At 39.3% G+C, this 15,082-nt stretch carries 12 protein-coding genes and 2 rRNA genes; 12 read left to right on the top strand and 2 right to left on the bottom strand.

Annotated features, from left to right (window positions below):
* The first annotated feature begins 185 nt into the window (after nt 1-185).
* The 5 genes from NSED_RS05905 (at nt 186) to NSED_RS05890 (ending at nt 4,119) form a co-directional block, all read left to right on the top strand.
* Nucleotides 186-794, top strand: coding sequence for a CARDB domain-containing protein (locus tag NSED_RS05905; protein ID WP_232212394.1), 609 nt, complete (start codon nt 186-188; stop codon nt 792-794).
* Between the two features lie 71 nt (nt 795-865).
* A complete protein-coding gene (locus tag NSED_RS05900; protein ID WP_232212395.1) occupies nt 866-2,236 on the top strand; it encodes a hypothetical protein in 1,371 nt (456 codons plus the stop codon).
* 329 nt (nt 2,237-2,565) lie between these two features.
* Nucleotides 2,566-2,721: a hypothetical protein gene (locus tag NSED_RS10515; protein WP_016940289.1), complete on the top strand. Its 156-nt coding sequence runs from the start codon at nt 2,566-2,568 to the stop codon at nt 2,719-2,721.
* A gap of 184 nt (nt 2,722-2,905) precedes the next feature.
* Complete coding sequence (locus NSED_RS05895) at nt 2,906-3,511, top strand: response regulator transcription factor (protein ID WP_014965337.1); 606 nt, start codon at nt 2,906-2,908, stop codon at nt 3,509-3,511.
* Complete coding sequence (locus tag NSED_RS05890; RefSeq protein WP_014965336.1) at nt 3,508-4,119, top strand: helix-turn-helix domain-containing protein; 612 nt, start codon at nt 3,508-3,510, stop codon at nt 4,117-4,119. Before NSED_RS05895 ends, NSED_RS05890 begins: the two co-directional genes overlap by 4 nt.
* Before the next feature lie 51 nt (nt 4,120-4,170).
* On the opposite strand, the gene NSED_RS05885 is transcribed toward NSED_RS05890, so the two are convergent.
* The gene (locus NSED_RS05885; RefSeq protein WP_014965335.1) at nt 4,171-4,398 is read right to left on the bottom strand and encodes a hypothetical protein; all 228 of its coding nucleotides are present in this window, start codon (nt 4,396-4,398) and stop codon (nt 4,171-4,173) included.
* Nucleotides 4,399-4,530: 132 nt separating this feature from the next.
* Here NSED_RS05885 and NSED_RS05880 point away from each other — a divergent pair, with 132 nt between their 5' ends.
* From NSED_RS05880 to NSED_RS05860, 5 genes are all read left to right on the top strand, one after another.
* Complete coding sequence (locus NSED_RS05880; RefSeq protein WP_014965334.1) at nt 4,531-6,345, top strand: potassium transporter TrkG; 1,815 nt, start codon at nt 4,531-4,533, stop codon at nt 6,343-6,345.
* Nucleotides 6,346-6,525: 180 nt separating this feature from the next.
* On the top strand, nt 6,526-7,380 hold the full coding sequence (locus NSED_RS05875; RefSeq protein WP_014965333.1) for a hypothetical protein: 855 nt from the start codon (nt 6,526-6,528) through the stop codon (nt 7,378-7,380).
* Between the two features lie 69 nt (nt 7,381-7,449).
* Nucleotides 7,450-7,881: a hypothetical protein gene (locus NSED_RS05870; RefSeq protein WP_014965332.1), complete on the top strand. Its 432-nt coding sequence runs from the start codon at nt 7,450-7,452 to the stop codon at nt 7,879-7,881.
* 36 nt (nt 7,882-7,917) lie between these two features.
* Complete coding sequence (locus tag NSED_RS05865) at nt 7,918-8,118, top strand: hypothetical protein (protein WP_026090108.1); 201 nt, start codon at nt 7,918-7,920, stop codon at nt 8,116-8,118.
* 381 nt (nt 8,119-8,499) lie between these two features.
* Nucleotides 8,500-8,805: a hypothetical protein gene (locus NSED_RS05860; protein ID WP_014965330.1), complete on the top strand. Its 306-nt coding sequence runs from the start codon at nt 8,500-8,502 to the stop codon at nt 8,803-8,805.
* Here NSED_RS05860 and NSED_RS05855 read toward each other — a convergent pair.
* Nucleotides 8,802-10,100, bottom strand: coding sequence for an aspartate aminotransferase family protein (locus NSED_RS05855; protein ID WP_016940294.1), 1,299 nt, complete (start codon nt 10,098-10,100; stop codon nt 8,802-8,804). The two genes, NSED_RS05860 and NSED_RS05855, sit on opposite strands and share 4 nt — an antisense overlap.
* Before the next feature lie 363 nt (nt 10,101-10,463).
* Here NSED_RS05855 and NSED_RS05850 point away from each other — a divergent pair.
* Together NSED_RS05850 and NSED_RS05845 are read left to right on the top strand one after the other, a co-directional pair.
* Nucleotides 10,464-11,934: ribosomal RNA gene (locus NSED_RS05850) — 16S ribosomal RNA — on the top strand.
* A 151-nt stretch (nt 11,935-12,085) separates the two neighbouring features.
* Nucleotides 12,086-15,082, top strand: a 23S ribosomal RNA gene (locus NSED_RS05845).
* Together the 16S and 23S rRNA genes form the textbook arrangement of a ribosomal RNA operon.

The raw sequence follows: 15,082 nt of genomic DNA, 5'->3' as shown, positions 1-15,082 counted from the left end.
CATACAATCTGACTGGAGTCGCCTACGTTATACAAATGAGATATTGCATCCAAGTTGCATCCTGAAATATATGGATACTTGGAAGTAATCACAGGATACATTTGACCTTTAGTGGCATAAGTGGTCAATTATTCTAAAAATCAACTCAGTAGTGTTTATAAAAAAACCATTTCTTACATCTATTATTGAGAAAAACTTCTTTGATTGCAATTATTATTGTTTCATTTTTTGCTGGAACTATTGCAACTGGCAGCATTGCCTTTGCTACCGAGGAACAAAAAGGACAACCTTTTGAAGCAATATGGGATGCTATTCATAATTTACAAGATAGAGTTTTTGCACTAGAAAACAATCACCCACCTGCTATTTCATGTGAAAATCAATTATCTCTCGCTAAAGTTTCTGATTTTCAAGTTTCAGAAGAATGTATTACAGGATATGATCTAGTAGTATCTATTGATGGTCCTGATAAAGTCTTGCGAGGTGAAACAGGAACTTATACAGTTTCTGTTACAAATAATGGACCAGAAAACGTATCTGATGTTACAGTTTTACTATCTTTTGACAGTAATGGGTTTTACTTTTCTGATGTTCCTGATTTTTGTGAACTAGGATGGACGTTTTCTATGCGTAATTGTACCTTTGGAGAATTAAATGCAGATCAAACATCTTCATTTACATTTGATTTAACAAATTCCCAAGGCGATATAACCTATCTAACGGTTCAAGTCTCTGACACAATAATTCCTGAAATGTCCGAAAATAACCAAGACTCAATCCGTGTGTCTCGCTAATTATTTTATTCTTGACTGCGAGAGTAAAAGGTTCGAAGTACTTATGAATATCATAATTCCAGCTTGATTAATTGAATGCTATTCATATGATACTTGCTGGAATTGGATTCCTCCTGATCTTTTCTGTACCTGAATCTTTTGCAGAGGATTCATTTAATGGATATTCCAGTGTTGATCCTCCAATATCTGAAGTCGTAGCAGGTCAATCATCTGTCATGAATATTCGGTTTTGGTATACCTCTGGACCATATGCGATGGAAAATTTTGCACCTGTACTTGAGGTTAGCCCATTCAGTGCAAGACAATTTGTTAAAGTTGACGTTGATTCCATAGGCATCACGCAAGGACAGATCAAAAGAATTCCTATAACCCTTAATGTGGATCCGCATATTGAACATGACAAGATCTTTCTTAGTATTTCATATGTGGGGCATCATTTTCAAACTGATGAACTGCAAAAAAGCTCATGGAATGATCAAGTGGTACTTAATATCAAAGACAGACTTGTTCCAGAACCCGAGCAAGACAAAGGTAGAGTAATCAATGAGAACTGCGAACCTGGAACAACATTTCAAGATGGAATCTGTGTTGTATCAGAACAAACAGTAAAGACTAATTCTACAGGAATTTGGGGACATGTAGTTGAAATCCCTTCAACTTCTCCATTAAAACAACTACAGTCTGGAATTCCAGTTGATGAGATACAATGCAAAGATGGACTGGTACAGATATTCAAAAAGTCTGACAACTCTCCTGCATGTGTAACTCCTGAAACAAAAGAGAAACTGATTGAGCGCGGATGGGCAATTTTAACGCCTAAGGAAATACTATATGACATTGAAAAGATTCTAGATGAGAAAGACTGTGTGGGGTTTGGACGATGGCTTGATGAGCATGCAACTGGAAACTTTAATGAAAATCTCTTGATTTTTGATTTGCCAATACCTTATGAACTATCACAAACAATTCGTGACTCTATTCTGTACTGTGTAGAAAATGACAGTGGAGGATTTTTTTATCTTAACACAAAACATTTTATTGATTTTGACAAACTAGAAAAAGATTCATCAAAACCATATCCAATAGAAGAAAAATATCGAGAACGATATAACCTTGAGATAGTTGGACTCAAAGATGAATACATGTTGGGCGAAGAATATTCTTTTTATTTTGTAATATCTGGTTATGGTCATGAGTGTGCAGGAATTAATCTAAGTTATCCTGATGAGGATGGTAAACTACAAGGATGGGCACAAATGCCTCTATGTGATCCTAATGTGCCAATGCATGAATTCAAAACTAATTATTATGATCGTGGAGAATTATTTGGAAACATTACGATAAAAAACCCTGGGACATACACTATTACTGTGATATTTGAACAACCAAACAAGTATTTTCCAACAACAACAAGTACGAATTTTTATGTAGTAGAGAATTAGAAAATGAAAACTAGTTCACATCATCATAGTTCCACAACTCTAACCGTCTTAATCTCTTAAGGGGTGTTTTACCGCAAATCAATCAGTTAACCTCTTTATCTATGGTTCCGCCCTGACCATACACAACAGGTAATGTGTGGCTACTGACCATTCTTATTCTTCTTATCTGAGATATTGCCATCTCCATACTATCTGGGTTGTCTGCAAATGATTTTATCTATTTTTTTACATCCATATCTCTAGTGAATTTCCCAAAACAGGGATATGAAAAAATCTGATGATCGTATTATAAGATAAATCTTAAATGCATTATTTTTTGGATATTTTTTATGACTGATGAAATAATTAAAAATATTGAGAAATTCGGTCTGAAAATTAATCATCTATTAGATAAAATGAATGAAAAAGAACTAAAAGACATTCATCAGGCAATAATAGAGTATGAGGAAAATAAACATAACTTCCATTACACAGATTACATGTAGTGTTTATGTTCAGGTCTCTGTTTTATTATTGAAAATTTATCAACATCGTTATCTTTTGATGTGTGCAATGCAATTCTTGTTTTTAGCAATTCCAAATGCTGGGTTTTCCTAGTTTACGATAATCATATAAAGTATGAATATATGATTAATGTTGAAGATGTATCATAAATTGGAGGGCATCTAAATGGTTAATTGTATTGTGATAGATGATGATCAATACATTCTTGGCATGTTTTGTGATTTTCTAGACGTTCTCAAAATAGATGTTCTTGCCACAGGAAGTAATGGCAAAGATGCAGTAGAGTTGTATGAAAAACATGCCCCAGATATTGTTTTTACAGACTTGGCAATGCCTGAATATGACGGGGTATATGCAGTAGAAAATATCAAAGACAAAAATCCAAATGCCAAGATAATTGTAGTTACGGCAAATTCAAATGATTGCAAGACGGATCTTTTTGAATTGATAAACATACCTGTAATATCCAAGCCCTTTAGCATGAATGTGTTAAAGCAGACCATTGAAGATGTTTCCAAAACAGAAATTTCAATGCCTGCATCATTTGAAATCAAATACAAATTCAAAGATGATTATGATTCCTATTCTTGCAAAGTAAACTATGAGCAATATAGGAATTTTAAAAAACTGGACATCATAGAAAAATGTGAAATAATAAACAGTAATAACAAAAACATCCAATCAGATAATGAGATGCAAAAAGCACTTGATTTGGCATCACAAAATAACACTAGCAAAATTCGTGATTTATCGAAGGTTGTAACCACATGACTGAAATTGATCAACTGTTTGCAGCAGCCCTTGAAAAAACAATACAAGAAAATCTTGGTGACACCACATTTCACAGCATACAAAATAGACTGTTTGAAAAATACGGCATATCCATCACACAATCAATTAAAGAATTTGAAAAACTAGACTCTGTTTTGACTGAATTTTTTGGATCAGGCGCAAAAGGTCTGGAAAAGAAATTCTTAGACTGTATTTGCAGCATAAAGTCAAAAAAAGACATGGCCGAAAAACGCTTTACAATACTGAATCCTTCAATCAATCAATCAATTCTAAAGGCATTCAGTGATGATGAGATGTCAAAAATTCTCAATGCATCAATTGGTGAACCTTGGACCATTGCAGAAATCTTGGAAAAACTAGACATTCCAAAGACATCAGGGTATAGAAAGATCAATGCATTGATTGCAGAGGGATTGCTGATAAAAGCAGGACAGACATTTACTGAGAACAGGCGAAGTGTTGACAAGTTCAAGTCGTTGTTTGATAATGTGAATATTGACTTTAACAACAAAGTCACAGTAAATGTCCAGTTTACACCCGAAGTTGTCATGAAAAGTTCCATTCTTCAGACCATATATGGGAAATGAGTTTACAAGATAATCTTACTTGGTATCACGTAGGAAATTATGAGTTTGTAATTACTCAGACAAGTTGTGGATGTGACTAGTATCATTTTTTGCCAATAGATTTATGGCCTTTTGCATCTCTTTCATATACTCTTCATAGTCCGCTTTTTGATTTTTCTTCAGCACAATACATTCTTGTATGATTGGCAATTTTTTGAAATTCATATATTGCTCAAAAGTCAAAAAACAAGTGTATACCTTATCATCTTCTTTGAATCTATACTGAACCTTGAAAGCCATATCTCATTTATTTTGTGAAGAGTAAGAGGCTAGTTTTCTTTTTCTCAAAATAACAAAATTAATCCCAAAAATTACACATTAGACGCCATTATTCAAAAATGATTTTAATATTCAAACAAAACCCACCAAGGCATGTCACATGCAAACCAGAATCCAATAAGAGGTATTTTGGATAGAGATGTTTCTCAGCATATGAATACCACATTTTTGAAACTTTTGGATTCGACTTTAATGACTGTTGCATGTGGTGTAATGCAAAAAAATGATAAAGACGAGATCATTGTTGTAAATAATAATGACACCCCAATAGGAATTGTCACAGATCAGGACATACTGCAAAAGATTGGGGAAGCTCACGCAAATCCAAACAAGACCCGATTAGAAGATATCATGACATTTCCTTTGGTAGGTGTCAAACATGATGACACATTGTCAAAGGCATTGAATATTATGAGAAATAACAACTTGAAGAAACTTGTTGTTACAGGACAAGATGACAAAATCATTGGCATGATTTATCACCGTACAATTACAAGTCTCATACAACAAAAAGTAGCATCTACATCGTCTACAAACTATTCGCTTAGAGCAATTTTATGGAATCTTGGAACTGTAACACAGTTTGCAGGGGTTTTGATGCTTATTCCATCAATACTTGCTACAATTCTAAATGAGACAGAGGTTGCAACGGGAGTATTTTTAATGTCAGCACTGCTTTTGATCACAGGGTTTTTCTTAAATGCTTACGGTGACAAACATCCTCTGAATTTGCGAGGTTCTGCAATAATGGTGCTTGCAAGCTTTTTCATTTTGGTGTTGTTTGGTACAATTCCGTATCTGTATGTTTCACCATATGGTCAAAGCAGTTTTGCAGATTTGTTTGCAAACAGTTTCTTTTCCAGTGCATCAAGCTTCACTACTGCTGGCGTGACACTTTTTTCCACACCAGAGGATCTTCCAGACAGTTTTACGTTTTATCGAAGTTTTAGTCAGTTTGTAGGCGGTTTGAGTTTCATATATCTGATAATGACTGCGTTTTATCCAGAAAGTAAACTCGTGACAATGAGGGGATTTATCTCTGGAAAAATCCCAAAACTGCGAGAGTTATTTGCAACAATTACCATAGTGTTTTCCATATATGCCGTAATCATTGCCATGTTGATGTTTTATTTTGGAGAACGAAACATCGTAGATGATTTCTCCATTGCAATGAGTGTTTTATCCACTGGAGGATTCATGCCAGATTCTGCGATTTTAGAAACTCTGACTTTGCCAGAGTATTTTGTATTGATGGGAGGAATGATTCTTGGGACGTTACCATTTGGCCTTCATTATGCATTTGTCAGGAAAAAATTCATGTCCATAAAATTAACTCATGAAGTAGGCATTTATTTTGCAATACTGGCAGGTTCAATTCTATTATTTATAGTACTCACAGACATACGTGAAATAGATTCTGTGTTTACCGTAGTTGCCACCAGTACAACTGCAGGCACTCAGATAATAGACTTGGGAGGGATAGGTTCTACTCCGATGATCTTGTTGCTAGTTTTGATGCTTATTGGAGGATGTGGATTCTCAACAGCTGGCGGAATCAAAATATTTCGTCTCCAGCAAATTTACCAGTTTAGAAAATATTTCAAAAAAACAAAATGGCAAAAAATCCCATCACATGATAGAAAAGAGATTTGGGTTGCTCTGATTCTAATGGTGCTGTTTCCTACCGCGCCAATTCCTGTAGCATATCATTTGAGTAACCAAGGGTATGATTTTTCTGATTCTTACTTTGAATCCGTCGGCGCCATAACAACTGCGGGGTTGGGGGTTGGAATAATTGACATTGATTTGGATGCGTTTTCAAAGATTCTAGTTGGGTTTTTGATGATATTGGGTCGTCTAGAAATAATATTGCTTGCATACATCTTTGTTCCCAAACTCGTATCGTAAAAAGAACTAAAAAATAGGAATTGCTTTACAACAAATGTATTTGATTTGTAAAATAATCGAAAACTTTTCAAATTATGTGAATCATATAGTATGATTGATACGACATACTTAAAAGACAAAACTCGATGGGTTGAGAATGGGTATGGCTGATGAATTACTACAATGGAGTTTTACTGTAACTTGAAATACATTGCAATTGTTTTTTCACTGCTGTTAATTGGTAATGGGTTTTTTTTGAACTCATATGCAATCACAATTGGTAATTCTGAGAAGATACTTTCTGACAATCATTATTCCTTTGGATCTGGGATTCTAGAGTACCGAGAATTAGATGGAGGTCCATGTATGTTCAACATACCAAACTATGCAATTATCTCTATAGATTCATCTGAGCAAACCCCGTTGAACATAGATGAGTTTATACATAATTTTTTTGCCGTAATTGGAAATCATAACGATACATCATACCAATACTTGCAAATTGGGTTGCCTTCTGGTTCGGGATACCCATCTTATCTTCTTGATCTAAGAAATGACACAAAAAAATTTCGTGGAGAGTTTTATCATGATTATGAAAATATTGCAGTACTAATAGAGTCTGATACAAAAATCAATTCCTTGTCTGATGACAGCTATAAACGATTCTTTACTGGAAACACCCAGGACATTACACACGACAGACAAACATATGCGCCTGGAAACTATACTTTTGGAGCAATGCTGCTCAAGTCATCCAAACCCAATTGGGTAAGCAACGAAGAATGTGTGATACGAGTGGATTGGCCATTTACAATTAATCAAGAAGGTAACACCGCTACTGGCCAACCAACAATCAACATTGGAAAACTGCTTGATGTAACTGAAGACTTTGCACCACTAAAGCAACACAAGGCAGGAGTCTTTGCAATTGACTGCAAACCTGGCTTGCGTTTGATTTTCAAAACAACGGACGATTCAGGAAACAAAGTTCCAGCTTGTGTAACTCTTGACACTCAAAAGAAGCTGATTGAGAGAGGATGGGGACAATTGCGATGAATTCTGAGTTGCTTTAATTGATTGCTGACTGTATTAACTTAAAGATGGAAAATTATTGGATAATAGAAAATGAAAACTAGACTTTTGGTAATTGTTGTACTAATCGTAGTTGGTTCTGTAGCTACTATTGTTGTGGCAGAGATATACCGTGGACAAATAGATTGGAAAGAAAGAGTTGGAGAACTGGTTGATGAAAACAGAAGAATCGAAGTTGCTCCTACAAATGATCCAAAGGATTCTTTCCCTGAGAAATACGATGCAGTAATAGAAGGTTCTATTCAAATCTGTATGGGACATAAAGGCTACCCTCAACGTTCTCAGTGTGTGATTGAAGTGAATTCTTACATCAAGTTTGATGGACAACGAACAGAACAATTCACGGCACTTGTGTATGATGCTACACTTATTCCTGAACCAAACACGAAAGCAGTTTTTGGCCTCAAGTATCATCCAGATGAAAACTATTATGAAATTGTTGAAACAGGATTTTCAAGAAAATGAAAACTAATTATGATGCAGATCGCAAATTCGCATGATATGTCTTTTGATGAAATTTGTCCCATATGCAACAAACCCTCTGATCAACATAATCCTGAAGAAAGAAGCCGATGCAATATTGAATTGGTAAAAAATGGATTAATGAGATATTGTGGTCTTTGTGGATTAACAAAGCCTGCTAAAGGTCTTATTGATAGATGTGGAAAATGTGGTGAAAAATACTCTTTTTCAAATTCTTAGTAATGTAAAATTCCATTACTCTCAAAGCCCGTCTTTAAAAGAGAAAATCAGTATTTCCTATGTTAAATTATAGATTAAATTTTAGACATTAGAAGTAGTTTAATACCGGACATAATGAAAGTTTGGCTTAGCCTAGTGATTTGAATTTCTTTATTGCCTCTTTTGCCATGTTTTCTTGCTCTTCTGCGGTTGTATTTGTTGGGTCATCTGTTGCATATGCTTCCTTTTCTTCCTTTTTCTTTTCCATGCTCTATTAGAACACTAATTTCTAAAAAACTAATCTATTAAGATACGCTTAATTTGTATTTAGAATTGATTTGTTTATTGTCTAATCATGAAATTCGCTACCTTTGTGAAAAGATTCATGTTCATAGATGGCCTATGGATGGCCCACTTTGGGATGATTCTGTGAAAAAAGAATTAGATGATTCTATTAACAAAAACCCAAATAAAAAACAAGTTACAATTAAAGAAAATACAATTCAAATTGAAAATTTCAAATTCACTGCTCTTAAAAAAATTGGAATTACAGTGCCATTTTTCAAAAAAGAATGCACTTTGATATTTGAGGCTCAATTTGGTACTTTATTGGCCCATGTTCATGTGACAATAAAATCAGAAAACTATGTTGATGTTTTTACTGAACTAACCTCGTGGAAAAATAGAGTATTTCCAAATGATTCTTAAAATCTAAAATCTTCTGATGCTTTGATCATCTTTTTGATATCCTCTTTGGAATGTGCATCTGAAATTGCACCTAGTTTTCCTGGCAAAAAGAATATTCCATCATGTGCAATCATCTTAAAATGATACTTTGCAAGCATTTGTGAGTCACATTTTGCTACATCTGCAGAATTTGTCACTTTGGTTATTCCATCTTTTAGAAAGTGTGTCATAAACAATGAGCCTTTTCCTGTAATGGTGACTTTTCCATCAAATACTTTGTTAATTTCTTTTCTGGCATATTCTCCAAGTGAGTTTATTTTTGAATATGTGGATTTTTTTGATTTTAACAGATTGAGTGTAGCAAACCCGGCGGTCATTGATGCAGGATTTGCAGAAAATGTTCCTCCTCCGACATAGCTTCTCTCTGACTTTTTCTTTCCAGTGGTATCTGCTTGTTCCATTATCTCTTTTTTCCCACACATTACTCCTATGGCCATGCCTCCTCCTACAATTTTCCCTAACGTTACAATGTCTGGATTTAGTTTCATGGTGGGATAAAGACATCCATATCTGAATCTGAATCCTGTAACAATCTCATCTAAAATAAATAAAGAATTATTCTTGTGAACAAATTCTTGAATTCCTTTAAGATATTCTTGTGTAGCTGGAATACATCCGCCTCCTCCAAGAACTGGTTCAATAATCACACCTGCTAAATCTTTAGAATGTTTTTTTAAAATTTTTAGAGAATTTTCTAAATCATTGTATGGGATTGAAACAATTTTCTCTTCATTTACAATTCCACTGCTCTCAGATTCTGAAAATGGCCAATTCACACTTTTTAGTAAATCTGATGTATATCCGTGCCATCCTCCATCAATCTTTGCAATAATTTTTTTCTCTGTTACTGAACGAGCTAATCTGACTGCATACATCGTAGCTTCTGTACCTGATGTAACATAACGAATTTTTTCAGCAACGGGAACTGCTTTTGAAATCATTTCTGATAATTTCACAGTCTGCTCATTTACAGTTCCATACATCCAACTTTTTTCAATTTGTTTTTTCAATGACTCTTTGACATTTTTTTGCCCATGTCCTAATATCAAAGACCAATGACCCATCCAATAATCTGTATACTTGTTGTCATCTACATCGACGAGGTTTGTGCCATTGGATGATTTTACAACAAATGGATATGGTTCATAAAATCGTATGTTATGAGAAACACCATTTACGTGAAGTTTTGATGACTTTGCAAATATTTTTGCTGATCTCTTTGTCTTCTTTTTGTATTCTGATAGATAGCTACTCAAAAGCAATTTTCAAAATAAGATCTGTCATTTTAACTATTGACATATTCTTATTTCATCATTGAACGAAATTGACCACAAAAAAACATGTAATTTTTACATTTTTTTGCCCGATCAGGCATAATTTCACGTATGGTTTATATGGTTTCTGCATTCTTCGGCTTCTGCATACGTAACGCAATAGGCGGCGCTCGTGATGAAGTATGGCAAGATGCCACTTTGTGATTCATGGGCCTCCAGTTACGCATACAAGAATGAGGATTTGATTGCAAGATCAATATCTGAAATGTGAAGATTATGTGCATCCGTCAATTCCAATTAAAGTACAAATGTACTTCAATAATCAAAATACAAAAAATAAATCAGAATCCGGTTGATCCTGCCGGACCTGACTGCTATCGGATTGATACTAAGCCATGCGAGTCATTGTAGCAATACAAGGCAGACGGCTCAGTAACGCGTAGTCAACCTAACCTATGGACGGGAATAACCTCGGGAAACTGAGAATAATGCCCGATAGAACACTATATCTGGAATGGTTTGTGTTCCAAATGATTTATCGCCGTAGGATGGGACTGCGGCCTATCAGTTTGTTGGTGAGGTAATGGCCCACCAAGACTATTACAGGTACGGGCTCTGAGAGGAGTAGCCCGGAGATGGGTACTGAGACACGGACCCAGGCCCTATGGGGCGCAGCAGGCGAGAAAACTTTGCAATGTGCGAAAGCACGACAAGGTTAATCCGAGTGGTTTCTGCTAAAGGAACCTTTTGTCAGTCCTAGAAACACTGACGAATAAGGGGTGGGCAAGTTCTGGTGTCAGCCGCCGCGGTAAAACCAGCACCTCAAGTGGTCAGGATGATTATTGGGCCTAAAGCATCCGTAGCCGGCTCTGTAAGTTTTCGGTTAAATCTGTACGCTCAACGTACAGGCTGCCGGGAATACTGCAGAGCTAGGGAGTGGGAGAGGTAGACGGTACTCGGTAGGAAGGGGTAAAATCCTTTGATCTATTGATGACCACCTGTGGCGAAGGCGGTCTACCAGAACACGTCCGACGGTGAGGGATGAAAGCTGGGGGAGCAAACCGGATTAGATACCCGGGTAGTCCCAGCTGTAAACTATGCAAACTCAGTGATGCATTGGCTTGTGGCCAATGCAGTGCTGCAGGGAAGCCGTTAAGTTTGCCGCCTGGGAAGTACGTACGCAAGTATGAAACTTAAAGGAATTGGCGGGGGAGCACCACAAGGGGTGAAGCCTGCGGTTCAATTGGAGTCAACGCCAGAAATCTTACCCGGAGAGACAGCAGAATGAAGGTCAAGCTGAAGACTTTACCAGACAAGCTGAGAGGTGGTGCATGGCCGTCGCCAGCTCGTGCCGTGAGATGTCCTGTTAAGTCAGGTAACGAGCGAGATCCCTGCCTCTAGTTGCCACCATTACTCTCAGGAGTAGTGGGGCGAATTAGCGGGACCGCCGCAGTTAATGCGGAGGAAGGAAGGGGCCACGGCAGGTCAGTATGCCCCGAAACTCTGGGGCCACACGCGGGCTGCAATGGTAACGACAATGGGTTTCAAATCCGAAAGGATGAGGTAATCCTCAAACGTTACCACAGTTATGACTGAGGGCTGCAACTCGCCCTCACGAATATGGAATCCCTAGTAACTGCGTGTCATTATCGCGCGGTGAATACGTCCCTGCTCCTTGCACACACCGCCCGTCGTTTCATTGAAGTGAGCTCTTAGCGAGGTGACGTCTGATTGGCGTTATCGAACTTGGGGTTCGTGACAAGGGAAAAGTCGTAACAAGGTGACCGTAGGGGAACCTGCGGTCGGATCACCTCCTTAGACATGGAAAAGTGTACGGGTGTACATAATCTTCACATTGAAATCATCGATGCAATGCATCACCAAAAGTGATGTATGAAGGATGTAGTGGGCCACTTACCGGTGGCTTGCAATGATCGTCGTGCATAGTCGTGTAATATGTGGCTGAATATGCCGGTGTAAAGACGGTAATAGGTGGATTGCTAGGCTTGAGGAGAGATGAAGGACGTGGCAAGCTGCGATAAGCTCGGGGTAGGCGCACGCATCCTATGATCCCGAGATGTCCGAATGAGAATCTTGTGCTTATGCACATTCCAGTACACTAGTATTGGAAGTCGAACCGTGGGAATTGAAGCATCTTAGTACCACGTGGAAAAGAAATCAATTGAGATTTCCCAAGTAGAGGCGATCGAAAAGGAAAGAGCCCAAACTGAATCCTTCGGGAGATGTGGTGTTTTGGTATGATAATATGGAATCCTGGAACACAGCTGAAATGATCTGAAAAGTTCTGGCAAAGAGGGTGATACCCCCTTAAGCGAAGTGGGAATGGTCCTATTCATACCCGAGTAGTTGTCCTTGGTAGTGGGCAATGAATATGGGTGAAAGTAGCATCCGAGGCTAAATATTTCTCAAGACCGATAGTGGACTAGTACCGTGAGGGAAAGCTGAAAAGTACCCCGGAAGGGGGGCGAAAAGTGCATGAAACCTATTACTTACAGACGTGCGTGGCATGGAAGGTGATTTTTTCAGATTAGAGATTCTAGCAATAGAGTTGAAGATTTGATGTTCAAATCATCAGTGTTACGCGTTCCGTCTCGAAACACGGGCCAAGGAGCTAACTGTCATGGCAAGCTTAAACCTGTAAAGGTGTAGGCGAAGGGAAACCGAGTTCTCGCAGCTTCGCAAGAAGTCAGGAGAAGCGTGTGAAAGTGCGTAGAGTCATGGCGGCTAGGCTAGAAGCCAGTCGATCTATTCCTGAGCTAGATGAAGGCGGGCGAAAGCCCGCTGGAGGTCTTAAGACGTTCTGACGTGCAAATCGTTGTTGTGACTTGGGAATAGGGGTCAAAAACCAATCTAGACTGGCGCTCGCTAGTTCCAACCGAAGCGTCTCGCAGGCGTGCTTTGTGGAGGTAGTGTTTCCGGTAGAGCACTGATAGAGAGGCGCGGGGGAGAAATCCCTCACCTCTCATTCAAACTCCGAACGGATACACATCGTAGAAGCAAGGACACGGGTTCATGTGGCGTAAGGCTCATGACCGAAAGGGGTTTAACCCAGACTGAAGTTAAGGTCCCCAAATTTTTGCTAAGTGTCAAGCTAAAGAGCGTGTTCTCGCCAAGACAGCAGGGAGGTAAGCTCAGAAGCAGCTATCCTTTAAAAAGTGTGTAACAACTTACCTGCCGAGGGGGGATGCCTCAAAAACGGACGGGGCTAAAGCAAAATACCGATACTTTGGATAATCATCAGTGGATGATTCGTGGTAGGTTGGCGTAGTGATTGGGTCGAAGCAGGGCGATGACGTCCTGTGGACCGGTTTCTATTGCAGATCTTGGCGGCAGTAACAGCATAGTATAGTGAGAATCTATACCACCGTAAGCGCAAGGGTTTCCAGGCAATGCGTTATCAGCCTGGAGGTAGTCGATCCTAAGATGTACCTCAACAGAGTACACCGAATGGGAAACTAGTTAATATTCTAGTACCTTGCATCAAGCGTTTGAGCTATATGGTTCGCTTCCGGATAGGGGTTGTACAACCATCGTTGTATCTAACTATTCGAGGATTGGGGAGTGTCGTAATGACGAGAACTGATCCGAGGTAGGAATGGCTTCGCGTTAGCGAAGTTTTCTCGAATCCAGGAGACCATGAAAGATTGTGTAGTGAGTGAGATGTAAGTTCGTACCCAGAACCGACACAGGTGCGCTGGCTTAGAAAGCTAAGGTGCTACGGGTATACCGTATGGCGAGGGAATTCGGCAAATTAGTCCTGTAGCTTAGGTATAAGGGATGCCTGCAGTCTTCATGAGGAATGGGGACCGCAGGTTGCAATGACAAGGGGGTTTCGACTGTTTAATAAAAACACAGGCGACTGCTAGTCCGAAAGGATTTGTATAGTCGCTGAATCCTGGCCGGTGCCGGTACCTAAAACTTGGGTTCAACCGAGCTAAGGGCCGGTTAACGCCGGGAGTAACTCTGACTCTCTTAAGGTAGCCAAATGCCTTGTCGGGTAAGTTCCGACGCGCATGAATGGAACAACGAGAGCCCCACTGTCCCCGCCTACAACCCGGTGAAGCCACATAAGGTGGACGAACAGTCCATCAACTTCCATCGGGGAGAGAAGACCCCGTGGAGTTTTACTGCAGCTTGTGCTTGTGGTATAGTAAGAATTGCACAGGGTATCTGGGAGCTATGCCTAACATTCCCCGGGATGTTAGTGAAGCAACGATGTAACACCAGACTCTTTTTGCAGTACCACTTATCCAGTGAAGACCGGAGACACGTGCAGGTGGGCAGTTCGGCTGGGGCGGCACCCCTTTGAAAAGATATCAAAGGGGCCCAAAGTTGAGTTCAAACGGGGCAGAAATCCGTTGAAGAGGGCAAAGCCAAAAACTCGACTGAATGGATTTCCAAACGCACGGAATTCATAGACGAAAGTCTGGCTTAGCGATCCTTCGTGTGCCCACTATTGGGGCCCGGAGGTGACAGAAAAATTACCCCAGGGATAACAGGCTCGTCGCGGGCGAGAGCTCCTATCGACCCCGCGGTTTGGTACCTCGATGTCGGCTTTTCCTATCCTGGTCCTGCAGCAGGGGCCAAGGGTGAGGCTGCTCGCCTATTAAAAGGGAACATGAGCTGGGTTTAGACCGTCGTGAGACAGGTCGGTCTCTGCCTGATGGAAGCGCGAATAACTGAGGGGAAGTTGCTCCGAGTACGAGAGGAACAGAGCAGCGTGGCCACTGGTTTACCGGTTGTCTGATAAGGCAGGCCGGGCAGCTAAGCCGTTTAGGCTAAGTGCTGAAAGCATCTAAGCACGAATCCTATCCCGAGACAAGTTATTCTTTCGTAAGATGAAGGTCGGCAGCAAAATACTGCGTTGATAGGAAGGTGGTGTAGATCACAAGCTTCGGCGAGTGGTGAGCCAGCCTTTACTAATAGACCAACACATCGGTTCA

This window comes from Candidatus Nitrosopumilus sediminis, assembly GCF_000299395.1.
GTDB classification, from domain to species: domain Archaea; phylum Thermoproteota; class Nitrososphaeria; order Nitrososphaerales; family Nitrosopumilaceae; genus Nitrosopumilus; species Nitrosopumilus sediminis.
This window is presented reverse-complemented; position numbering and strand designations above follow the sequence as displayed.

What these genes read in the sequence shown, in the direction of transcription:
- NSED_RS05885 (WP_014965335.1), bottom strand. Translation starts at nt 4,398, where the DNA reads ATGGCTTTCAAGGTTCAGTATAGATTCAAAGAAGATGATAAGGTATAC.
- NSED_RS05865 (WP_026090108.1), top strand. Translation starts at nt 7,918, where the DNA reads ATGTCTTTTGATGAAATTTGTCCCATATGCAACAAACCCTCTGATCAA.
- NSED_RS10515 (WP_016940289.1), top strand. Translation starts at nt 2,566, where the DNA reads ATGACTGATGAAATAATTAAAAATATTGAGAAATTCGGTCTGAAAATT.
- NSED_RS05890 (WP_014965336.1), top strand. Translation starts at nt 3,508, where the DNA reads ATGACTGAAATTGATCAACTGTTTGCAGCAGCCCTTGAAAAAACAATA.
- NSED_RS05860 (WP_014965330.1), top strand. Translation starts at nt 8,500, where the DNA reads ATGGATGGCCCACTTTGGGATGATTCTGTGAAAAAAGAATTAGATGAT.
- NSED_RS05870 (WP_014965332.1), top strand. Translation starts at nt 7,450, where the DNA reads ATGAAAACTAGACTTTTGGTAATTGTTGTACTAATCGTAGTTGGTTCT.
- NSED_RS05880 (WP_014965334.1), top strand. Translation starts at nt 4,531, where the DNA reads ATGTCACATGCAAACCAGAATCCAATAAGAGGTATTTTGGATAGAGAT.
- NSED_RS05895 (WP_014965337.1), top strand. Translation starts at nt 2,906, where the DNA reads ATGGTTAATTGTATTGTGATAGATGATGATCAATACATTCTTGGCATG.